The sequence below is a fragment of the Pseudomonas sp. DC1.2 genome (assembly GCF_034351645.1).
Lineage (GTDB): Bacteria > Pseudomonadota > Gammaproteobacteria > Pseudomonadales > Pseudomonadaceae > Aquipseudomonas.
The window spans coordinates 2,759,464-2,782,338 of record NZ_CP133782.1 but is presented as its reverse complement, the minus strand read 5'-3'; the positions used below and the strand labels follow the sequence as shown (position 1 = coordinate 2,782,338).

Genomic DNA, 22,875 nt, shown 5'->3' with positions numbered 1-22,875 from the left:
TTCTGTGGAACCGTCGTCTCGGCCAAAGGTCAAGTGAATAGGCAGTCAATTCAGGCACTTCAGACCTGCTGCCTCGCTTCCCCTAGTCATGAGAGGGCATTTTTTGTCTACATCTAACGAGTTGTTCAGTGTAAAAGCCGCCACCGGCATCGAAGGTCTGGATGACATCCTGGCCGGTGGATTGTCCCGCGGACATGTGTTTTTGCTGGAGGGTGAACCCGGAACCGGCAAAACCACCGTCGCTTTGCATTTTCTATTGGCCGGCGCGCGTGCCGGCGAGCGCTCGTTGTACATCACGTTGTCAGAAACCGAGCGGGAGCTGCGTCAAGGGGCGTTGTCCCACGGTTGGGAGTTGGATGAGAACATCCATATCTTCGAACTGACCCCGCCGGAAAGTCTGCTCAATGCCGAGCATCAGCAGAGTCTGCTGTACTCCTCCGACCTTGAGCTGGGCGAGGCCACCAGGCAGATTTTCGAGGCAGTCGAACGGGTCAAACCGACGCGTGTGGTCCTAGATAGCCTGTCCGAAATCCGCTTGCTGGCTCAGAGTTCCCTGCGCTATCGCCGGCAGATTTTGGCCATTAAACACTACTTCGTGCGCTATGACGCCACCGTGGTGTTGCTCGATGACCTGACCACCGAATCCCTCGACAAGACCGTACACAGTGTCGCCCACGGGGTGATTCGCCTTGAGGAACTGACGCCCAATTACGGCGCCGAACGTCGAAGAATTCGCGTAGTGAAATATCGCGGTCAAAAGTACCGTGGCGGCTTCCACGACTTCACCATCATGGGTGACGGCGTCCATGTATTCCCACGCCTGGTGGCGGCTGAACACCGTGGCGGCTATGTCCGCCAGCAGTTGACCAGCGGCATCAGGGAAATGGATGCGTTGCTCGGTGGCGGTATCGAAACAGGTTCGAGCACATTGATCCTAGGCCCCGCCGGTACTGGCAAATCCCTGATTTCGATGATCTTCGCGGCGGCCGCCGTGGGACGTGGCGAAAAAGCCGCGTTGTTCATCTTCGATGAGGAGCTGGGCTTACTGTTCGAGCGCATGAAAAACATAGGCATCGACCTGCAAGCCCTGCAAGACACCGGCAACTTGCTAATCGAACAAGTGGATGCGGCTGAGTTGTCACCCGGCGAGTTTTCCCACCGGGTTCGCCGCTGCGTCGACGAGCGTCATATCAAAACCGTGGTCATCGACAGCATCAACGGCTACCAGGCCGCGATGCCCGAAGAAAACGCGCTGGTGCTGCACATGCATGAGTTGCTGCTGTACCTCAACCGTCGGGGCGCTGCGACCTTTATGACCGTCGCACAGCATGGGCTGGTCGGTGACATGCAGGCGCCAGTGGACATCACCTACTTGGCCGACACAGTGATTCTATTGCGTTACTTCGAAGCGCTGGGCAAGGTGCGTCGGGCGATTTCGATCATCAAGAAGCGCACCGGCAGCCACGAATCCACCATCCGCGAGTACCGCATCAGCGGTGACGGGATGACCATCGGCGAGCCCCTCGATGCATTCCAGGGCGTGCTGCGCGGCGTCCCTACCTACCTCGGTGCCGGTAAACCATTGCTTCGGGAAGAGGACCAGTGAATGCGCTGACAGTGATGTCCGAGCGCGCGATCATTCTCGCGCCATTGGGTCGCGACAGCCAAATTGCCCTGATGATGCTCAAAGAAGCGGGTTACGACGGAGTGATCACCCGTGACCTGTGCGCGCTGTGCAGTGAATTGGAACGTGGTGCCGGTGTGCTGCTGATCTCTTCCGAAGCGTTGTTGGGCGCCGACATCGAACCGCTGTTCGGGCTAATCGAACAGCAACCCACTTGGTCTGATCTGCCGATTATTCTGATGACCTATCACGGTGGCCCAGAGCAGAATCCGGCGTCGCGATTTAGTCCGCAACTGGGGAACGTGACATTCCTTGAGCGCCCTTTTCATCCCGTGACCCTGATCAGTCTGGTCACCACCGCCGTGCGCGGACGACGACGACAATACGAAGCCAGGGATCGGTTGATTGACCTCAGCAATAGCGAGTTGCGCCTGCAAAACACCCTCGAAACGCTTGAACAGCAGGTAGAGGAACGGACCGCCCAACTGCGCCATAACGAAGACGCCTTGCGCCAGGCACAGAAAATGGAAGCGGTCGGTCAGCTCACCGGCGGCATTGCCCACGACTTCAATAACATGCTGACGGGCATTATCGGCAGTCTGGAATTGCTACGCCGGCGACTGGCCCGTGGACGGACCGAAGACCTCGATAGTCTGATTGATCTCGGGGTGACGTCGGCGAACCGCGCAGCGGGGTTGACTCACCGTTTGCTGGCGTTTTCCAGACGCCAATCGCTGGACTCCAAACCCGTCGAGATGAACACGCTCGTGATCTCGATGGGTGAACTCTTGCAACGCAGCATCAACGAAAGCATTTATCTGGATATGCAGTTGAGCGACCAATTGTGGGTGGCTGAGGCGGACCCCAACCAGTTGGAGAGTGCCCTGCTTAACCTTGTACTCAATGCGCGCGACGCAATGCCGGACGGCGGTAAATTGCTGGTCAGGACCTTTAACCAACATCTCGACCCAGGCTATACCGAAGCCCATGGCAATCTTCAATCCGGTGATTACGTAGTATTGAGCGTCACTGATACGGGATGTGGCATGCCACAAAGCACCATTAGCCGAGCTTTCGACCCGTTCTTCACCACCAAACCCATCGGCCAGGGCACCGGCCTCGGGTTATCGATGATTTACGGTTTCAGCAAACAATCACGCGGTCATGTCGCTATCCAGAGCGAGGTTGATAACGGTACTACCGTTAATCTCTACCTGCCCCGCTACAGCGGCAGCCTGGCGCAAGATGCGGTCGCGGGTATCCAGCACGCACCTTACGCAAAGAACGGCGAAACTGTCCTGATCGTCGAAGACGACCCAGCCGTGCGCGTATTGGTGTGTACGGTATTGAGTGAATTGGGTTATGCCTTCGTCGAGGCCAGCGATGCCGACAGCGCCGTACCGATTCTAGGCTCGGCCCAGCGTATCGACTTGTTGATCAGCGACGTCGGCCTGCCCGGCATGAACGGCCGGCAACTGGCGGAAATTGGCCGGCAGTATCGGCCGGACCTCAAGGTCCTGTTCATCACCGGCTATGCCGAACACGCGGCGGTGCGCGGCGGGTTCCTGGACTCGGGCATGCAAATGATCACCAAGCCGTTTACCTTCGACCTGCTGACCGTAAAGGTCAGGGAGATGATCAAGCAGTAGCATTTAACGCGCGTGAGCACCGTCCATCGGCAACAACTCTGAAGCGCATTGCCAGAAAACGCTGCGCCCTGACAGGCTGAAAACAGCAGGTAAACAGCACTTGTGATCGTAGACAGTGGCCGGTCGATGCACGCCAGATGATGCCTGGGGCGTCAACGTTGCACACGTACCCCATACCGCCGCGAATCAGTTGTCGTGCTTACGACAACATCTCCTGCATGATTTCCTGCAGCACATCCAGATCAAACGGTTTGCCCAGAATCGGCGCCTTGCGCGTAATCGGGCTGTCTGTCTCGCGGATTTCCTGCGGATAGCCGCTGATAAAAATCACTTTGAGTTCGGGTCGAAGCTTCACCGCAGGCTCGGCAATTTGCACACCAGAAATTCCGCCAGGCAGACGGAAGTCCGTGATCATCATGTCCAGGTGTGGCTTGCTCGCAAGAATTTCAAAGGCCTGCTCGCCGTTTTCAGCTTGCAGCACTCGATAACCCTCACCCGACAGATACGCTGATAACACCATCAAAATCGAGGGGTCATCCTCGACGATGAGTACTACATCTTGTGCATCTTCACTCATGGGAAGCCTTTGTTCGGTCAATTGCTGCTGATACGACCATGGGGTCGATCAGAGGTTGCGTCTCTCTGGCTGTTTTCCTACAGCGGCAGACAAACGCGAAATAACGCGCCTTCGTTGATTCTGCTCTCGACGGCGATAGAACCGCCATGGGCGGTGACGATTTGCTCGGAAATAAATAGACCTAACCCCAGCCCCGCTACCACGGTCTTGGCTGAAACCCGTTCAAACTGTTGAAAAATACGTTTCTGGTTTTCTTTGCTGATACCGATGCCGCGGTCTTGGACCTCGACGAAAGCCTGGCCTTCATGACGGTAAACCCTCACGTCTATCGGACTCTTGCCACCATATCGCAATGCGTTGGTCAGCAGGTTGGAGATTACCTGCTCAATACGGAACTCGTCCCACTGACCTTCCACCGGCGCATCAGCCGAAAGCGTCACTGAGCATTCCGCAGCATCGACCTGCGGCGCAAAGTTTTGCAGCAGATTACTCACCAGTTGCACGAGGTCGAACCGGTTTGGCCTAATCGACAACTTGCCGGTGCGAATACGCGAGACGTCGAGCATGTCTTCGATCAGGCGGATCAAGCTTTTGATCTGTCGCTCGTCGCGATCGACCATGGCGTGCATCTTATCCAGAGTGAAGGCTGCGGCGTTGTCCCGCGCCAGGTGCATTTTGCGCAACTGCGTTTCGAGGATCAGGCCATTCAGCGGCGTGCGCACTTCGTGGGCAACGATTGACATGAAGTCATCGCGCATGCGCACGGCTTGCTCCAGTTCGTTCTGAGTGTTCTGCAATTGTTTGAGCAGCGCTTCCTGCTCGCGCCGGCTCTGCTCAAGTGCCTCGACCTGTTGTTTCATCGCCTTGCTCTGGCGGTACAGATCGACAAAGACATTGACCTTGCTCTTTACCGCGTGGATATCCAAGGGTTTGTGCAAGAAGTCCACGGCGCCGCTTTCATAGCCCTTGAACGCGTAGTTCAATTCACGGCCGGCAGCACTGACGAAAACAATCGGGATGTTCTTGGTTTTTTCCGTACCACGCATCAGCTCGGCCAGCTCGAAGCCGTTCATGCCCGGCATCTGCACGTCGAGAATGGCCATGGCAAATTCGTGTTGCAGCAACAGCGACAAAGCTTCGTCCGCGGACAGCGCTTTGTAGACCGTGCGGTCTTCGCGCCTAATCAGCGCTTCGAGGGCCAACAGGTTCTCGGGCAGATCGTCGACGATCAAGAGTTTGGCTTGGATATTACTTAGCATGCGATTCGTTCCAGCTCGACAAGCAAACGGCCGATGCCGTGTATAGGAAGTATGTAGTCTGGCTGGTGCAGCGCCAGTGCAGCTTGGGGCATGGTGGCGACCTGGGCTTCGTCCGGGTCTTGCACGACGGTCAATCCTCCACGGTGCTTGATCTGGGCCATGCCGCAGGCGCCATCGCGGTTGGCACCGGTCAACAATATGGCGGCGAGCAACGGGCCATAGGCATCGGCAGCGGATTCGAATAGATAGTCGATAGCCGGTCGCGAGTGATGCACACGGTCTTCAAGGCTCAAAGAAAAGCTACGGTCCTGCTCCACTGACAAGTGATAGCCAGGAGCCGCGAAATAGAGCGTGCCCGCTTCAACCACCGTCTTATCACGGGCTTCGATCACCGGCAACGACACTCGCCGAGAGAACACCTCGGCCAATTGGCTGCGGCGCTCATCCGGCAGGTGCAACACCACAATGATCGGCAATACGAAGCCTTCGCGCAGAGGGCCGAGAATGCTCAGCAACGCTTCGACACCGCCAGCGGAGGCGCCAATCACAATAGCTTCTACACGAGGCAAACTCGCGGCAGTGTTCATGATTTGCGATAGATCCGTTCTTGTTTTACCAACGGCTCGAACTGATTACCGTAAGACGAAAAATCCAGGGTTTCCTTGCTGCCCAACACCAGGAAACCGCGGTGGCACAACGACTCGTGAAACAAGCCGAACGCCCGATCCTGAAGTTTTTTATTGAAATAAATCAATACGTTACGACACGAAATTAATTGGGTTTCAGAGAATACGCTGTCCGTTGCCAGGCTGTGATCAGCGAACGTCACATTCTCACAAAGGCTCTTGTCGAAGATCGCGTAACCGTAGGCCGCGGTGTAGTAATCGGCGAAAGAACGCTGCCCACCGGCCTTCTGATAATTAGCGGTGTAGGCGCGGACGTTCTCCATGGAGAAAATCCCCTGCTTGGCCTTGTCCAGCGAGCGTGGGTTGATGTCGGTGGCATAGATGATGGTGCGATCGAGCAGGCCTTCTTCGCGCAGCAGGATTGCCATCGAATAAACCTCTTCGCCAGTGCTGCACCCGGCAATCCAGACCTTGATCGAGGGGTAGGTCTTGAGCAACGGCACCACTTCCTGACGGATCGCCAGAAAGTGCGAAGGGTCGCGAAACATCTCGCTGACCGGGATCGTCAGCAATTGCAGCAGCTGCATGAACGCGGTCGGATCGTGCAGGACCTTTTCCTGCAAAGCGGAAATGGTCGCGCACTCGAACTGACTCAAGGCATGGTTAACCCGTCGCTTGATCGAAGCGCCAGAGTAGTCGCGAAAGTCATAGCTGTATTTGAGGTAGATCGCCTCAATCAACAGCCTGAGCTCGATTTCAGTATTTCGCTCCACTTAGATACGTTCCATCTTGGGCAACCACACACGAATCAGCGAGAACAGCCGATCCAGGTCGATGGGTTTGGCCAGGTAATCGTTGGAGCCCGCCGCAAGGCACCGTTCCTGATCGTCCTTCATCGCCTTGGCGGTGACTGCAATGATCGGCAATTTGCGCCAGCGCGGGTCCTGGCGGATCAACGCTGTGGCCTCGAAGCCGTCCATCTCCGGCATCATCACGTCCATCAATACCAAGTCGATGTCCTCCACCTCATTCAATCGTTCAATCGCTTCACGGCCATTACGACCAATGACCACAACGGCGCCCTTTTGCTCCAGCGCACTGGTCAGGGCAAAAATGTTGCGCACGTCGTCGTCCACCAACAGCACTTTGCGACCCTCAAAGACTTTGTCGCGACTGCGAGCGGTCTTGAGCATCTTTTGTCGATCATGGGACAACTGGGATTCGACTTTGTGCAGAAAAAGTGTGACCTCATCCAGCAAGCGTTCAGGTGAGCGTGCGCCCTTGATGATGATCGAACGCGAATACTTGCGCAGTTCGGTCTCTTCATCCCGCGTCAGGTTACGCCCGGTGTAGACGATCACTGGCGGAAAGGAACAAATGTCCTCAGTCGACATACGTTTGAGCAGGTCATTGCCGAGCATGTCTGGCAGTTTGAGGTCGATGATCATGCAGTCGAAAACAGTGGTGCGCAGCAAGTCCAAGGCATCCTGGGCGAGGCCAACGGCAGTGATCTCGATGTCATCGTCGCCGATCAGACGAGCAATGCTGTCGCGCTGCAAGTCATCGTCTTCCACCAGCAGGATGCGTTTGACCTTCTGCGTCAGCTTGGCTTCCAGGCGGGAAAACACGTCCTTCAGCTCTTCACGGGTGGTCGGTTTGATCGCATAACCGATGGCGCCCATGTGCATCGCCGCTTCCACACGGTCCTCGACGGAGATCACGTGAACCGGGATATGTCGGGTTTGCGCATGTTCTTTCAACCGCTGTAGCACAGTGAGCCCCGAATGGTCTGGCAAACGCATGTCCAGCAGAATGGCATCCGGTATGAACTCCCTGGCCAGGTCATACCCCTCGTCCGCGCCGTGCGCTACCAGGCACTGATAGCCCAATTCGTGGGCCAGGTCGTAGAGGATATGCGCAAAATTTGCCTCGTCTTCCACCACCAGGATGCAGCGGGTGGTGAACGGCGCCTGGGCACGGTCATCGTCAAATCGTGGGATATCGACTTCAGCGATCAGCGGCACCGGAGCCGCGGCCACGGGTGCCGCGGTGGCTACCGCAATGGTTCGCATCGGCTCGACACGCTCCTCACCCGGTTCGACGTACTGTTGTGGCAACACCAGCGTAAACACGCTGCCCTCTCCGGGTTCGCTGGTGACGCTGATGGAACCGCCCAGCAAATTGGCCAAATCCCTGGAGATCGACAACCCCAGTCCCGTACCGCCATAGCGGCGGTTGGTGGTGCCGTCGGCCTGGCGGAAGGCTTCGAAAATGCTCTCCAACTGATCCGCTGCAATGCCAATCCCGGAGTCTCGAACGATGAAGGCAATGCCATCGCCTGGCTGCGCACTGACCGTTAGACTGACAGTCCCCGTTTCGGTGAACTTCACTGCGTTGGAGAGCAGGTTCTTGATGACTTGCTCCAATCGCTGACGGTCAGTGAACAGCATCATTGGCGCACCGGGCTGCAACTCGACGTGGAATGCCAGCTTCTTGTCTGCCGCCATCGGCTCGAACATTCCGCGCAGACCGTCCACCAGTCGCGCCACGCTGGTGTTTTCCGGGCGCATTTCCAGCTTGCCGGCTTCAACTTTGGAAATATCGAGAATGTCGTTGATCAGATTGAGCAAATCATTGCCCGCCGAGTAGATCGACTCGGCGAATTTGACCTGCTCGGCGCTCAGATTTTCCTGAGGATTCTCTGCCAGTAACTTGGCCAGGATCAACGAGCTGTTCAGCGGCGTGCGCAGCTCATGGGACATGTTGGCGAGAAATTCGGACTTGTACTTGCTTGAGCGCTGAAGCTCTTGCGCGCGCTCTTCAAGTTCGACTTGGGCCTGATTCAGTTCAGTGTTTTTCAGGTCCATGGCATCGCGTTGCTCGGCCAGGGTCTGGGCCTGCTCGGCGAGTTGCTCGTTGGTTTGCTCCAGCTCAACCTGCTGGGTTTCCAGGTGTGCCTGAGACTCCTTGAGAATTCGCGACTGTTCTTCCAGCTCTTCGTTGGCGGTTTTGATCTCCTCCTGCTGAACCTGCAACTCCTCGTTGAGTTGTTGGGTTTCAGCCAGCACTTCCTGCAAACGCTGACGATAACGGGCGGCTTCGATTGAGGTCCCGATGTTACCGGCGATCAGCTCAAGCAATTCAATGTCGCGCACGTTCAAGGGGCGCAGGAAGCCCAATTCGATCACGCCGTTCACTTGGTCGTCGTCAGTGGTCGGCACCACCAGCACACTGTGTGGCAAGCCTTCGCCAAGACCAGAACTGATCTTGAAGTAATTGGCCGGCACATTGTCCAGGCGAATCAATTGCGCCTGCTGCACGGCCTGTCCGACAATCCCTTCGCCACTGTAAAGGGTCTGTTCCTGTAGTTCCTGCTCGCGGGACAGGCCATAGGAGGCAACACGCTTAAGGCCACCGTGTTCTTCACGCACATAAATGGCGGCCACCGCGGTGCCTAGATACTGTGCGCAAAACTGCAGAATATTTCGGCCCAGCAGGTTCAGGGTCAATTGCCCCAGCACCTGCTCTGCCAATTCAGTCTGGCCACTGCGCAACCAGGCTTGCTTCTCCAGACGCTCGGCGCTGGCCTGCTGCGCAGCAAGGTTGGCACTGTAGCTCTGCGACAGGGTGAGCAAGTCGCGCCGGCCAATAAAAGCCAGCAAACCGCTGATACCCGCCACGAATAACAAGTAGAGGGTGATGCTCCAGATCGTGGTACGGCGCACGTCTTCGTTACGCGTAACGCGCAACTGCTGCTCCATGTCGATCACGTCGTCAAACTGATTGCGAATCTCGTCGGTCAACCGCTTGCCATGCCCGGCCTTGACCGCTGCCCGGTAGTCGCCACTGGAGCGCTGTAGATCGATCATCGATTGCGCGTAGGCAGCCCATTCCGTCTGCAACGCCTGAAGCCGGCGCAGACGGTCAGTCTGCACCGGGTTGTCGGCCGTCAGTTCAAGCAAGGTATTGAGTGCGACCGCTATTCTCGGCTTCGCCGTTTCATAGGGATCAAGAAAGTGCTCGTCGCCGCTCAGCAGAAAGCCGCGCATCCCGGTTTCCAGATCAACGGTTAGCTTCACCGCTTCATTGGCATTATTGATCACTCGGTCCGTGTGTTCGACCCACTGGATAACGGACAACAGATAAGTAATGAGCGACACGAAGAAAACCGCACTGAGCACACCCACACCCAGCGGCAAGCTGACGTTGCGGGCCAGAAGTTTACGGAATCGTTGCTCGTCAACCGCGGACGCAGACGTCATGGGAAGGCCTTGTCGAACTATTGAAAGCTACGGAGTTTGCCCAAAACTGGCGCATTGATCCATTTTTTATGACAGCGCTGACAGCAAATTTTTTCAATTAGCTGCGCTTGGACAATCGGGCGCGCTATCCTTGCGCGTTGTTTTACTGCTCATGTTTTTTATACCGGGTCGGGAACTTGTCGGGGTCCGATATTTACTCAAGCATGAGCCCGGCAATTTTGATCGACCGGCAATCGCACATTTAATCTTCGAGAGTCTCACTATGTCCTACAACGCGCCCATCATCCTCGTCGTCGAAGACGATGCCATCGTACGTATGCTGATCGTCGATGTGCTGGAGGAACTGGAGTTCCGGGTGCTCGAGGCGGACGGTAGTGAGAAAGCGCTGGAGTTTCTCAACAATGAAGATCAGCACATCGACCTGATGATGACGGATGTTGGGCTGCCGGTGATGGATGGTCGCGAACTGGCCACCCAGGCTCGCCTCCTGCGCCCTGCACTGCCAATCCTGTTCGCCAGTGGTTACGCCGAGAGTATTCAGGCGCCGCCAGGGATGTCAGTGATCGGCAAGCCGTTTTCCATTGACCAGTTGCGGGACAAGGTGCGAGGCATCTTGGCCAGAACAAACAGCTGAAACCGCGCCCAATCGCCTTCACTCATTAATTGCCTGGCGCGCCAGGCAACGTTTGACAGAGTTTGCCGTCCGAAGGTGGTGCGTTGACGGGATAGGTGTCGGGCAGCACCTGGACGTCCGTGGTGGTAACGAACCCATCGGCGTAGTGGGTTTCCACGAATTGTGCAGACCATCCTGTAGAGGGCGCCTTAAATGTGACCTGAACATTTTGGGATGCAACAAGAGCGGTCGGTGTATAGCGGATGCCGCAGTTGTAACGAAAATCACGAGCCGCCCGATTGATAGCTGTCCAATGGGTCACCTTGACGGGGACTTCGGACAGATGAAGCGACAGTATTTTACTGTTCTTACCCCGCTCAGACTCCTGCACTGTGATCGTCGGCATTGCCCGTTTGGAATGTTGTCGATTGAGGTATGGAATCAGCGTGTCCTCGATGAAAGGCGTTACGTCATGCGGCGTATTGGGCAGCACCCGCAGTGCTTTCTCTGCGCGTAATTCGGCGTAGTACTCACGCGTGTTGTCCGGCAGGAAAAAATCATCGCCACTGGCATTAACAATGTACTTGGGAATCGATAGACGATCGGCATAGGCACTGTGCAAATAACGCATCGGATCCTGAACTTGCATCAACTGCTCAAAGGCCCTGGATTTGCGTTGAGCGATAACACCCTGTCTGTAGTAGTCAATGAACGCCAGCGGCCAGTTGTTGGCATAGACCGCATAGGTGTGATCGAACACTTTATCGGCATTCAAAATATCAATGACAAAGGGCACGATACCGGTGACGCGTGGATCCAGGATAGCCACCAGCCAAGTGCTCCAGCCGCGTTTTGAAGCACCGGTCAGGGTGAATGTTTTTATCGGATCCTGCGCTGTCTCTTTCTGCACCAGATCCATGGTCTTTATAACCGCAATCGTCATCGGTACTTGCAGCGCTATAAAGGGACGATCCTGCGGTGCCTTCAGGAACAGGGCCCAACTGTGGGCGACACTGTCGTCCTCTTGACGTGGAACGTGATCATCGCTGTACGTCAGGTATTGATTGGGGACATTACTGACTGAGACCACGACAGTGCGGGTCTTGAGCGCGATGTTCTTGAGTGTTGGCTCGGTAAAGTCATCCGGCGGCTGGGCCGCGTTATCCGGCGCCGCATGGTTGATGCCGTCGTTGATCACCAACAAGGCCGGACCGGCAAGAGCATCCACCGGACGGTAAATACTCACCTCATGCTTCCAATCCTGAGGAGCAACGCTGGCATCCGGAGCCCAGGACTGCGACGTCAGTTCGAAACGGCTGATGGTCAGCCCCGGCTCACTTGTCTGTCCGTGGCTGACGTAATTCAGGGGACGTGCGGCTTCAGCCTTGTTGTAACAGGCCAACGCCTCACTGAAATCATTTCCGCTGAGTTCAAAGCATTGCTTGGCCGACACCGTAGGCGAACCTGACGTGTAACAACCAGCACCGGTCACTGCGAGCAACAGCAGGCTAATCGATTGAATCAGTCGAACACTGGGTTGGCGTTTAAGCGTCATTGGCTGAGCTTCGTCTGCAATTCATGAGTCTCTATCAAATACCTCCTCGGGCCCGACAACTACTGTCAGTATCAGCAGTTTTGAAAGTGGAATCGAGTTTCACTTACCTTCCGTCAGAAAGTTAGCGCTCTACAGGAAGTGTCTAGTTCATAGAACCTCGATGATCCCCGCCTTCGTCCTGTGGCTTATGGTCTAATTGGTGCCTTTTTTCACGACTAACTCCGCTTGCCGCCAAGGAAATTGTTCATGAGTCAGCCCGCAATTAACGTTCTGGTCATCGGTTACGTTTGGCCCGAACCCCGTTCTTCGGCGGCCAGCGGTCATGTGATGCAAATCCTTGAGGCATTTTTACAGCAAGGCTGGAAGGTAACCTTCAGCAGCCCTGCCGGGATTGGCGAACACAAGGCTGATCTGGCGCAACTCGGCATTCGCGAAGTCCCTATTGAGCTCAACAGCAGTACGTTTGATGTTTTCGTCCATGAACTCGCGCCGGACATCGTGCTATTCGATCAATTCATGATGGAGGAGCAGTTCGGCTGGCGCGTCGAACAACACTGCCCGAATGCCTTGCGTGTCCTTGAAACCTCCGACTTGCAAAGCCTGCGTCACGCCAGGCAGCAACGCCTCAAGGAACGCCTCAAAAACAGCAATGACACTGATAATTTCAGTGAATTGTTTGCACCGGCCTTGCGTGAAGAGTTCGAACTGATGGCCGAAACCGATTTGGCCCTGCGCGAAGTTGCCGCGCTGTACCGCTGTGATCTGAGCTTGATGATCTCTGAAGTGGAAATCGAGTTGCTCGTGGAGCAGTTCAAACTGCCGCGCCATTTGCTGCATTGGTGTCCGCTAATGGTCGACCCACCGACGGCTACGCCCGCTTCGTTTGAAGATCGCGCGCACTTCCTGAGTATCGGCAACTTCCGCCACGCACCCAATTGGGACGCGGTGTTATGGATGAAAACCGTGATCTGGCCACTTATTCGCGAACAGCTTCCTGGCGCGCAGTTGCACATCTATGGCGCGTATACGCCGCCCAAGGCAACCGCGCTGCACAACGCGGCCCAAGGCTTTCACATCATGAACTGGGCAGAGGATGCCCTTCAGGTTATGTCAGCGGCCCGTGTCTGCCTCGCGCCGTTGCGCTTTGGCGCGGGTATCAAAGGCAAAATCGTCGATGCGATGATCTGTGGCACCCCCAACGTCACCACCCCTACAGGTGCCGAAGCCATGCACGGAGAGGCCGCATGGCCGGGGGCCGTGACCCGAACAGCGCGCGAGTTTGCCGATTGCGCCGTGCAACTCTACAAAGACAAGACGCAATGGAACCAGGCACAGGCGCTCGGCCTCGAACTGTTACTCAGTCGTTACCAGCGCCACGTACACGGTCCTGCACTCATCGAAAAACTACTGTATTGCAAAGAGCACATGGCGCAACTACGTCGGAATAACTTTACGGGCAGTATGTTACGGCATCACCAACACAAGAGCACTCAATACATGGCCCAGTGGATTGAAGCGAAAAATACCCACCCACCAAAACTATAAAGAGCGCTTGCCAACTGACGCCGCCCCCCAAAAGAAATGTCTTGTACAACGTGGCCGCTTTTTGTAATCGCTATTAAAGGTATAAGTAAGACCAAGGACGGCCTTCACTCACTACGGGGCGCTCACTTTTTTATTTACGATTAAACCCACTAATATTTAATGCAAGGATGCCTCATGAACAGCGCAACCCACCACGCCTTATCGACCTCGCCCGATCAAGGCACATTCCCACTTAACCAATGGATGAGCAGCGCGCCGGGGATGGATTTATTATCGCTGGGCGAACTGATTTTACCTGGCGCTCACAACTGCGGTGTTGACTTGGCGGCAAGTTACGCTTTCGCGCCTGTTCGTCATTGGACGGCCTGCCAGAATCAATCTTTTTATTACCAACTGATCAATGGTGCTCGCGCACTGGACATCCGACTTGAATACAACATTAACGCCCGCGTTGACACTTATCGATTTCACCACAGTGGTATTCGCTCCTCTCGAACACTCGACAACCTGGTCACGGATGTCGCAAGATTTCTTCATGAGAACCCGGATGAATTTATCATTCTGGACTTCCACGAACTCCAGTCAGGTAATACACCGTTCGACTACCAAGAATTTCAGACAACCCTCATCACTCAGTTGGGGCGTCGGATCATTCCCTTCGTCAACGTCGATTTGAGCCTGAATGAACTGAAGCGCATCAGTCCCCTACAGCGAATAATGTTAGCTGCCGAATGGCACCCTAATTTAAACGACTACTATTTTTGTCGAAAAATCGAACATAAATGGAGCGGCGTAGGGCTGACCAGCACTGATCGCCTGCATGCCCATATTACCGAGGTTATGAAATACCCCCCAAGGAGCGTGATGCCTTGGTCTCTCTCTGCCACCAGCTATACGATCGCGGGCGGCCCGGTGGATATCAAGGAGTATCTCAACAAGTGGTTTAACCCTTTAAACAGTGACTGGATCCTAAAAAGCAGTATCGTCAATGCGGATTTCTTTGAAGAGTCAAAACTTGTTGAATATTGTCGGGCCGCAAACCTGATCAAGTCGGCCAGCACTAAACACTCATAAACTGACCTTCCTTCAACACTGTTAGCGCGTCATGCATTGGCTATGTTTATTAAGATGTTTCCGGCGCTTGCGCTACGACCTATCACCTCTATGCTTCTCTGACAGGCTCGCTTTCTGAACGATAGATAGCTCGTATCGAGCAGTGCCAGCCTATGGGCGCGCCTATCCAAGAAGGGGGGGGGTAAAATAATACATGGAGGTTACCGATGCCACAGTTCAGACAAGACTATTTGAATAAAAACACCTGGATGAGTAATGTGCTTGATATCAATAGCATCCTGCTGACCGATATTGTCTGGCCCTGCACGCATAACAGTGGGATGGATAAAAAATCGCCTAACTATGAAGTTGTTTTCGGAAACTGGGGCACGTGTCAAAACGATTCGTTTTCCTGGCAGTTGAGCCATGGCGCACGTGCTTTCGATATCCGACTGGGTTATACCGAGGGTGCGGATCAATCAATTTTTTACTTCCATCACAATGGCTATCAGTCACATCGCGTGCTGGATGAACTGATCAGCGCCGTCACCACATTTCTCGACCTTTACCCGGAAGAGTTCATTGTTTTCGATTTTCATCAACTGGGCGACGCTGAGAAGCCGTTTGCCTTTAAAAAAATGAATGACCTACTGATGAGCCGGCTATCCCAGCGGCTTATTCCCTGCACTGATGCATTAAAAACCGTCGGTGAACTCAAGCGAGCCAGTTGCCGTCGCAGGATCATATTGTCTGGCCCTCCTCACCGAGAACTGAATGACCTGTACTTCTGGCCGCGCATCCCCCACAAGTGGAGCGGCATGACGTTTACCAATACGCACGAGCTGAAAAATCATATATCCGCAACGCTGTCGTCCACGCCTAACACGCCATTTCTATGGTCACTCCCCGCCACCTGCTACACACTTCTTGGCGGCCCCCAGGACATAAAACACCACATCAACGACTGGTTTGCGACCTCTCGTGATTGGGTCACACGCTGTAGCATCATCAGTACAGATTTCTTTGAGGAATCCAACATCGTGACCTACTGCTGGAGCGCCTCCAGCATGAAAGCGGTTTACGGCAGCCGTTTGCATACCCCGGCTGGCTAGCGTTATTGCCTTTGAAAGAGGCATGATCAAGGCGCTATAACAATAAAAGTGCCCTGATATGACACGCACCGCGAAAATTACCGACCCCTCCTACGAATTGATGGACGACCATAACGGGTTGTCCATCATCTACCGTGAGCACGGATTTCCCTGCCCTTTGGTGCGCTGGCATTTCCATAAGGAATACGAACTGCATCTGATCGTCGCCAGCTCCGGCAAGGTGTTCATCGGTGATTACATCGGTAATTTCTACCCGGAAACGCTTTTTCTCACGGCCCCCAACCTCCCCCACAACTGGATCAGCCAGGTGGGAGAAGACGAAGTGGTGCCCAAGCGCGACATGCTGGTCAACTTCACTGACGAGTTGTTCGACAGTGGTCTGTTGGTCTTCGCCGAACTCAAGACCCTGACGCCCCTGCTGGAGCGTGCGCAATACGGCATTGAGTTTCGCTGCAAGCGCACGATACGTCAGGCGATGAGCCTGATGCAGCGTATCGCCGACACCCAGGGGGTCACTCGCCTCGGGCACTTTTTCATTTTGCTGGAGCTGCTGGCAGCCTCTGATGATTACCAATTGCTGTCAGGCGCCACAACCCCGCAACTAGCTGATGAGCACAATATCGAGCGCACCAACCGCGCAGTCGATTACATCTTCGCGCACTACGCCCGAGAACTGCCGCTGGAGGAAGTCGCCGAGCACCTTGGCATGAAGCCCACGTACTTCAGCCGAGTATTCAAGCAAGCCACCGGGCGCTGCTTCATCGAGTTCGTTAATCGCCTGCGCATCAGCAAATCCTGCGAACTGCTGGCTGATGGTGATAAACCGGTGACTGATGTGTGCTTTGAGTCGGGTTTCAACAATATTTCCAACTTTAATCGACGTTTCCAGCAACTCAAGGGAATGACACCCTCCCATTACCGTCGATTGGCGGTGCAACGGTTGACCGAGCAAAACCTGGGTTAACCCTCGAGAGATCCCGCACTCGACACCTGTATGCATGAAGTGGGTACAAAAGGCAGACAAGCGCTCTCTAAACCCGAGTGCAAAAAAGTATCGATTTAAGTGCGATGGATGATTTGTCAACACACCAATTGAAGGCTGTAATCAGCGCACATTCTTCCTGCCTTCGGAAGACACAAAAACAATAACTGTCCTTCTGTCACCCTCCGGGGGCAGAAAAGGAGTGCATGATGCAACCTTCTGTAAAAGCGCTGCTTGCCCTTACCTGCATGACCCTCAGTAGCGTCAGCCTCGGCGCTCAGACTCTGACAATCGCCACCGTCAACAACAGCGACATGATCCGCATGCAAAAGCTCTCGAAAACCTTCGAAGCCGAACATCCGGACATCAAGCTCAATTGGGTGGTGCTCGAAGAAAACGTCCTGCGCCAACGCCTGACCACCGACATCGCCACCCAAGGCGGGCAGTTCGATGTGCTGACCATCGGCATGTACGAAGCCGCACTCTGGGGTGCAAAGGGTTGGTTAGAGCCCATGAAGGACCTGCCGGCCAGTTACGCCCTCGACGATGTTTTCCCATCAGTGCGTGAAGGCCTATCAGTCAAAGGCTCGCTTTACGCATTGCCGTTCTATGCTGAAAGCTCCATCACTTATTACCGCACCGACCTGTTCAAGGACGCTGGACTGACGATGCCTGAGCACCCGACCTGGGAACAGATCGGCGAATTCGCCAGCAAACTCAACAAGCCCGATCAAGAGCAGTACGGTATCTGCCTGCGCGGCAAGGCTGGTTGGGGCGAAAACATGGCGCTGATCACGACCATTGCCAACGCCTACGGTGCGCGCTGGTTCGATGAGAAATGGCAACCGGAATTCACCGGGACCGAGTGGAAAAACGCACTCAACTTCTACGTCGACACCATGAAGAAATCCGGCCCACCGGGCGCATCAAGCAACGGTTTCAACGAAAATCTCGCGTTGTTCAACAGCGGCAAATGTGCAATTTGGGTCGACGCCAGTGTTGCCGGTTCTTTCGTCACCGACAAAACCCAAAGCAAAGTCAGCGATCACGTCGGTTTTACCTACGCACCGCACCAAGTCACGGATAAGGGCTCGGCGTGGCTGTATTCCTGGGCGCTGGCCATTCCGACCAGTTCAAAGGCCAAGGACGCAGCGAAAACGTTCAGTGCCTGGGCCACTTCCAAGGCTTACGGTACGCTGGTCGCCGAAAAAGATGGCATCGCGAATGTGCCGCCAGGCACACGCGTTTCCACCTACAGCGAGGCTTACATGGCCGCCGCGCCGTTCGCCAAAGTAACCCTTGAGTCGCTGAAAGCAGCGGACCCCAGCAAGCCTACGCTCAAACCCGTCCCGTACATTGGTATCCAGCTCGTAACGATTCCCGAGTTCCAGGCGGTGGGGACGCAGGTTGGCAAGCTGTTCTCAGGCGCCTTGGTCGGCACCACAACCGTCGACAAGGCCTTAGCGGACGCCCAGCAAACCACCGAGCGTGAGATGAAGCGCGCCGGTTACCCCAAGTAGTCCCGAAACCTGCTCCCACCCGCGGTGGGAGCAGGCTTACTCGCGAGCAAGCCCGCTCCTACATCGGATCTTCATAGGTCTGCATGACTCGGTTTTAATGCCATGAATATTTCAACTGCAAACACTCACCTGGACATTGCCCAGCCGGTGCGTAAAAACCGTCTGGCCAACCCTGGCTGGTTTCTGGTCAGCCCGTCAGTGGCGTTGCTACTGCTGTGGATGATCGTGCCACTGGGCATGACTCTGTACTTTTCGTTGATCCGCTACAACCTGCTCTACCCCGGTGAAAACCAATTCGTTGGGCTGGAAAACTTCACTTACTTCCTGAGTGACTCGGGTTTCCTGCCGGGCGCCACCAACACGCTGTTGCTGGTGGGTAGCGTGCTGCTGATCAGTGTGGTGTTCGGCGTTTTGATCAGTGCGTTGCTTGAGGCCAGTGAGTTTATGGGGCGCGGTATCGTGCGGGTCATGCTGATCTCGCCGTTCTTCATCATGCCCACGGTCGGTGCGCTGATCTGGAAAAACCTGATCTTCCACCCGGTCTCCGGGATTCTCGCCTACGCCTGGAAGCTGTTCGGTGCGCAACCGGTGGACTGGCTGGCGCACTACCCGTTGCTGTCGATCATCATCATTGTGTCGTGGCAATGGCTGCCCTTCGCGATCCTGATTCTGATGACCGCCATGCAGTCCCTCGACCAAGAGCAGAAAGAAGCAGCGCGCCTGGACGGTGCCGGACCCATTGCGATTTTCTGGCACCTGACACTTCCACATCTGGCGCGACCGATTGCGGTGGTCGTGATGATAGAGACGATCTTTCTGCTGTCGGTGTTCGCCGAAATCTTTACCACCACCAACGGTGGTCCCGGTTATGCCTCAACCAACCTCGCCTACCTGATCTACAACCAGGCGCTGGTGCAGTTTGACGTCGGCATGGCGTCCGCCGGCGGTTTGATTGCGGTGGTGATTGCCAACATCGCGGCCATCGTGCTGGTGCGCATGATCGGCAAAAACCTGACAGACAAAGCCTGAGGCCCGCGCCATGACTCTTCAACAATCCCGCCGTCTGCAAAGCCTGCTGCTCGGCACCCTGGCCTGGGCCATCGCGATCCTGATCTTCTTCCCGATTTTCTGGATGGTGCTGACCAGTTTCAAAACCGAAATCGACGCGTTCGCCACACCGCCGCAGTTCATTTTCACGCCGACGCTAGAGAACTACCTGCACATCAACGAGCGCAGCGACTACTTCAGTTTTGCTTGGAACTCGGTGGTGATTTCCTTCAGCGCCACGGCGCTGTGCCTGCTCATCGCGGTGCCAGCCGCCTACTCCATGGCGTTCTACGAAACCAAACGCACCAAAGGCACCTTGTTGTGGATGCTCTCCACCAAAATGCTGCCGCCGGTGGGCGTGCTGATGCCGATCTACCTGCTGGCCAAGAGCTTCGGCCTACTCGATACGCGCACTGCCCTGATCGTGATCTACACGCTGATCAACCTGCCGATTGTGGTCTGGATGATTTACACCTACTTCAAGGACATTCCGAAAGATATCCTCGAAGCCGCCCGCCTCGACGGCGCGACGCTGTGGCAGGAAATGATCCGGGTGCTGCTACCCATCGCCAAAGGAGGCCTGGCGTCCACGGTGTTGCTGTCACTGATCCTGTGCTGGAACGAAGCGTTCTGGTCATTGAACCTGACCTCGTCCAAAGCCGCGCCACTGACCGCGTTGATCGCCTCGTACTCCAGCCCAGAAGGACTGTTCTGGGCCAAGTTGTCGGCGGTCTCGACACTGGCCTGCGCGCCGATTCTGATCTTCGGCTGGATCAGTCAGAAACAACTGGTCCGCGGCCTGTCGTTCGGCGCTGTGAAATAGCCCTCTAAGAATTCGCATAAAGGAGCGCCACCATGGCCAACCTGAAAATCAAGAATCTGCAAAAAGGCTTCGAAGGCTTTTCCATCATCAAAGGCATAGACCTGGAAGTGAACGACAAGGAATTCGTGGTGTTCGTCGGCCCCTCGGGCTGCGGCAAATCCACGCTGCTGCGCCTGATCGCCGGCCTGGAAGAGGTCAGCGACGGCACCATCGAACTTGATGGCCGTGACATTACTGAAGTCAGCCCCGCCAAGCGCGATTTGGCGATGGTGTTCCAGACTTACGCGCTATACCCGCACATGACCGTGAAAAAGAACATGTCGTTCGCCCTCGATCTGGCCGGTGTTCCGAAAGCCGAAGTCGAGAAGAAAGTCGGCGAAGCGGCACGCATCCTCGAACTTGGGCCGATGCTGGAGCGCAAGCCGAAACAGCTGTCCGGCGGCCAGCGTCAGCGCGTGGCAATCGGCCGGGCGATTGTGCGCAACCCGAAAATCTTCCTGTTCGACGAACCGCTGTCCAACCTGGACGCCGCCCTGCGGGTGCAGATGCGCCTGGAACTGTTGCGCCTGCACAAAGAGCTGCAAGCCACGATGATCTACGTGACACACGACCAGGTCGAAGCCATGACCATGGCCGACAAAGTCGTGGTGCTCAATGGCGGCAAAATCGAACAGGTCGGCTCGCCGCTGGACCTGTATCACCAGCCAGCCAACCTGTTTGTCGCCGGGTTCCTCGGCACGCCGAAAATGGGTTTTCTCAAGGGCCGAGTCACCCGCGTCGAAAGCCAGAATTGCGAAGTGCTGCTGGACGCCGGCACCCGCATCACCTTGCCATTAAGCCGTCTCAGCTTGAGCGTTGGCAGTGCTGTGACGCTGGGGATCCGCCCGGAACACCTGAACCTGGCGCAAACCGGCGACTGCACTTTGCAAGTCACCGCCGACGTCAGCGAACGCCTGGGCAGCGACACCTTCTGCCATGTCGTGACCTCGTCCGGCGAAGCGTTGACCATGCGCGTTCGCGGTGACTTGGCCAGCCGTTATGGCGAAGCGCTGAGCCTACATTTGGCTGCCGAACACTGCCATTTATTCGATGCCGACGGCGTGGCGCTGACCCGCCCGTTACGCGCCGCAGCCTGATTTAGAGAGCCCGCGATGAAACTGAATAAACAGAACCTCAATCGCCTCGCCCCCGAGGTGGTCCTGCCCGCCTATGCCCTGAGCGACACGCGCCAAGGCATCGCGCATATCGGCGTCGGTGGTTTCCATCGGGCGCATCAGGCGTATTACACCGATGCGTTGATGAATACCGGCGAAGGCCTGGATTGGGCGATTTGCGGCGTCGGCTTGCGCGCCGAAGATCGCCGGGCGCGAGATGATTTGAAAGAGCAGGATTACCTGTTCACGCTGTTCGAGCTGGGCGACACCGACAGCACCGAAGTGCGGGTTATCGGCGCGATTCGCGACATGCTATTGGCCGAAGATGGCGCCGAAGCACTGATCGAAAAACTGGCCAGCCCGCAGATCCGCATCGTCTCCCTGACCATCACCGAGGGCGGCTACTGCATCGATGACAGCAGCGGCGAGTTCATGGCCCATCTGCCACAGATCCAGCACGACCTGGCACACCCAAATGCACCCAAAACGGTGTTCGGTTTTCTCTGCGCCGCATTGGCCAAACGTCGTTCAGCCGGTACGCCTGCGTTCACGTTGATGTCCTGCGATAACTTGCCACACAACGGCGCGGTCACCCGCAAAGCCCTGCTGGCGTTCGCGGCCCTGCGCGATGCCAATTTGCGCGACTGGATCGATACCAACGTTAGTTTCCCAAATGCCATGGTTGATCGCATTACGCCGATGACCAGCACCGAGCACCGCCTGCAACTGGCCGACAAACATGCGGTCGATGACGCCTGGCCGGTGGTTTGCGAACCGTTTGTGCAATGGGTACTCGAAGACAACTTCGTTAACGGTCGTCCGGCCTGGGAAAAAGTCGGCGTACAGTTCACCGACGACGTCACACCGTATGAAGAGATGAAAATAAAACTGCTCAACGGCAGCCACTTGGCGCTGACGTATCTGGGCTTTTTGAAGGGTTACCGCTTCGTTCACGAAACCATGAACGACCCGCTGTTCGTGCGTTATATGCGCGCTTACATGGACTTGGACGTGACGCCGCAACTGGCACCCGTGCCCGGGATTGATCTCACCGAATACAAAAACACCCTGGTGGCGCGGTTTTCCAATCAGGCGATTGCCGATCAACTGGAACGAGTGTGCTCGGATGGCTCGTCGAAGTTTCCAAAATTCACCGTGCCGACGATCAACCGTCTGATTGCCGATGGTCAGGAAACCAAGCGCGCGGCGTTGGTGGTCGCCGCCTGGGCGCTGTACTTGAAGGGCGTGGATGAGAATGGCGATACCTACTCGATTCCTGATCCGCGCGCGACGTTCTGTCAGGCGTTGGTGGCGGATGACGAGTTGATCAGTCAGCGATTGCTGGCGGTTGAGGAGGTCTTTGGCATGGCGATACCGCGTTCGCCTGAATTTGTGGCGGCGTTTGAATGGTGCGTTAACAGCTTGCGTGAAGTGGGCGTGACACGGACGTTGGAAAAGGTACTCGCCTGATCAT

General features: G+C 55.8%; 18 protein-coding genes. 12 read left to right on the top strand and 6 right to left on the bottom strand.

The window, feature by feature from the left end:
- Positions 1–103 precede the first annotated feature (103 nt).
- Positions 104–1,606, top strand: coding sequence for an ATPase domain-containing protein (locus RHM68_RS12655; RefSeq protein WP_322223464.1), 1,503 nt, complete (start codon positions 104–106; stop codon positions 1,604–1,606).
- A 14-nt stretch (positions 1,607–1,620) separates the two neighbouring features.
- Complete coding sequence (locus RHM68_RS12650; protein ID WP_322223781.1) at positions 1,621–3,273, top strand: response regulator; 1,653 nt, start codon at positions 1,621–1,623, stop codon at positions 3,271–3,273.
- 199 nt (positions 3,274–3,472) lie between these two features.
- Here the strand turns inward: RHM68_RS12650 and RHM68_RS12645 are convergent, their stop codons facing one another.
- From RHM68_RS12645 to RHM68_RS12625, 5 genes are all read right to left on the bottom strand, one after another.
- Entirely contained in the window at positions 3,473–3,850 is a 378-nt protein-coding gene (locus RHM68_RS12645; protein WP_131058583.1) for a response regulator, read from the bottom strand.
- Between the two features lie 77 nt (positions 3,851–3,927).
- Positions 3,928–5,109: a hybrid sensor histidine kinase/response regulator gene (locus tag RHM68_RS12640; protein WP_322223460.1), complete on the bottom strand. Its 1,182-nt coding sequence runs from the start codon at positions 5,107–5,109 to the stop codon at positions 3,928–3,930.
- Positions 5,103–5,696, bottom strand: coding sequence for a chemotaxis protein CheB (locus tag RHM68_RS12635; protein ID WP_322223459.1), 594 nt, complete (start codon positions 5,694–5,696; stop codon positions 5,103–5,105). The genes RHM68_RS12640 and RHM68_RS12635 overlap by 7 nt, the downstream gene beginning before the upstream one ends.
- On the bottom strand, positions 5,693–6,508 hold the full coding sequence (locus RHM68_RS12630) for a protein-glutamate O-methyltransferase CheR (RefSeq protein ID WP_322223458.1): 816 nt from the start codon (positions 6,506–6,508) through the stop codon (positions 5,693–5,695). The genes RHM68_RS12635 and RHM68_RS12630 overlap by 4 nt, the downstream gene beginning before the upstream one ends.
- Complete coding sequence (locus RHM68_RS12625) at positions 6,509–9,997, bottom strand: response regulator (protein WP_322223456.1); 3,489 nt, start codon at positions 9,995–9,997, stop codon at positions 6,509–6,511. It abuts the gene before it with no gap.
- Between the two features lie 262 nt (positions 9,998–10,259).
- Here RHM68_RS12625 and RHM68_RS12620 point away from each other — a divergent pair, with 262 nt between their 5' ends.
- Entirely contained in the window at positions 10,260–10,631 is a 372-nt protein-coding gene (locus RHM68_RS12620; RefSeq protein ID WP_322223455.1) for a response regulator, read from the top strand.
- A gap of 25 nt (positions 10,632–10,656) precedes the next feature.
- Here RHM68_RS12620 and RHM68_RS12615 read toward each other — a convergent pair whose 3' ends face one another.
- Positions 10,657–12,165 carry a PhoPQ-activated protein PqaA family protein gene (locus RHM68_RS12615; protein ID WP_322223453.1) on the bottom strand — a complete coding sequence of 503 codons (1,509 nt, stop codon included), beginning with the start codon at positions 12,163–12,165 and terminating at the stop codon, positions 10,657–10,659.
- A gap of 246 nt (positions 12,166–12,411) precedes the next feature.
- Between RHM68_RS12615 and RHM68_RS12610 the strand changes: the two genes are divergently transcribed.
- The 9 genes from RHM68_RS12610 (at position 12,412) to RHM68_RS12570 (ending at position 22,871) form a co-directional block, all read left to right on the top strand.
- Positions 12,412–13,710, top strand: a complete 1,299-nt coding sequence (locus tag RHM68_RS12610; RefSeq protein ID WP_322223451.1) for a glycosyltransferase — start codon at positions 12,412–12,414, stop codon at positions 13,708–13,710.
- 174 nt (positions 13,711–13,884) lie between these two features.
- Positions 13,885–14,784: a phospholipase gene (locus RHM68_RS12605; RefSeq protein WP_322223448.1), complete on the top strand. Its 900-nt coding sequence runs from the start codon at positions 13,885–13,887 to the stop codon at positions 14,782–14,784.
- Positions 14,785–14,990: 206 nt separating this feature from the next.
- Entirely contained in the window at positions 14,991–15,875 is an 885-nt protein-coding gene (locus RHM68_RS12600) for a phosphatidylinositol-specific phospholipase C domain-containing protein (RefSeq protein WP_322223446.1), read from the top strand.
- A 58-nt stretch (positions 15,876–15,933) separates the two neighbouring features.
- Positions 15,934–16,839, top strand: a complete 906-nt coding sequence (locus RHM68_RS12595) for an AraC family transcriptional regulator (RefSeq protein ID WP_322223444.1) — start codon at positions 15,934–15,936, stop codon at positions 16,837–16,839.
- 227 nt (positions 16,840–17,066) lie between these two features.
- On the top strand, positions 17,067–18,377 hold the full coding sequence (locus tag RHM68_RS12590) for a sugar ABC transporter substrate-binding protein (protein ID WP_322223441.1): 1,311 nt from the start codon (positions 17,067–17,069) through the stop codon (positions 18,375–18,377).
- A gap of 102 nt (positions 18,378–18,479) precedes the next feature.
- Positions 18,480–19,406, top strand: coding sequence for a sugar ABC transporter permease (locus tag RHM68_RS12585; RefSeq protein WP_322223438.1), 927 nt, complete (start codon positions 18,480–18,482; stop codon positions 19,404–19,406).
- Between the two features lie 10 nt (positions 19,407–19,416).
- A complete protein-coding gene (locus RHM68_RS12580) occupies positions 19,417–20,247 on the top strand; it encodes a carbohydrate ABC transporter permease (protein WP_322223435.1) in 831 nt (276 codons plus the stop codon).
- Between the two features lie 32 nt (positions 20,248–20,279).
- On the top strand, positions 20,280–21,383 hold the full coding sequence (locus RHM68_RS12575; RefSeq protein ID WP_322223432.1) for a sn-glycerol-3-phosphate ABC transporter ATP-binding protein UgpC: 1,104 nt from the start codon (positions 20,280–20,282) through the stop codon (positions 21,381–21,383).
- 15 nt (positions 21,384–21,398) lie between these two features.
- Positions 21,399–22,871, top strand: coding sequence for a mannitol dehydrogenase family protein (locus tag RHM68_RS12570; RefSeq protein WP_322223429.1), 1,473 nt, complete (start codon positions 21,399–21,401; stop codon positions 22,869–22,871).
- Positions 22,872–22,875: the final 4 nt, after the last annotated feature.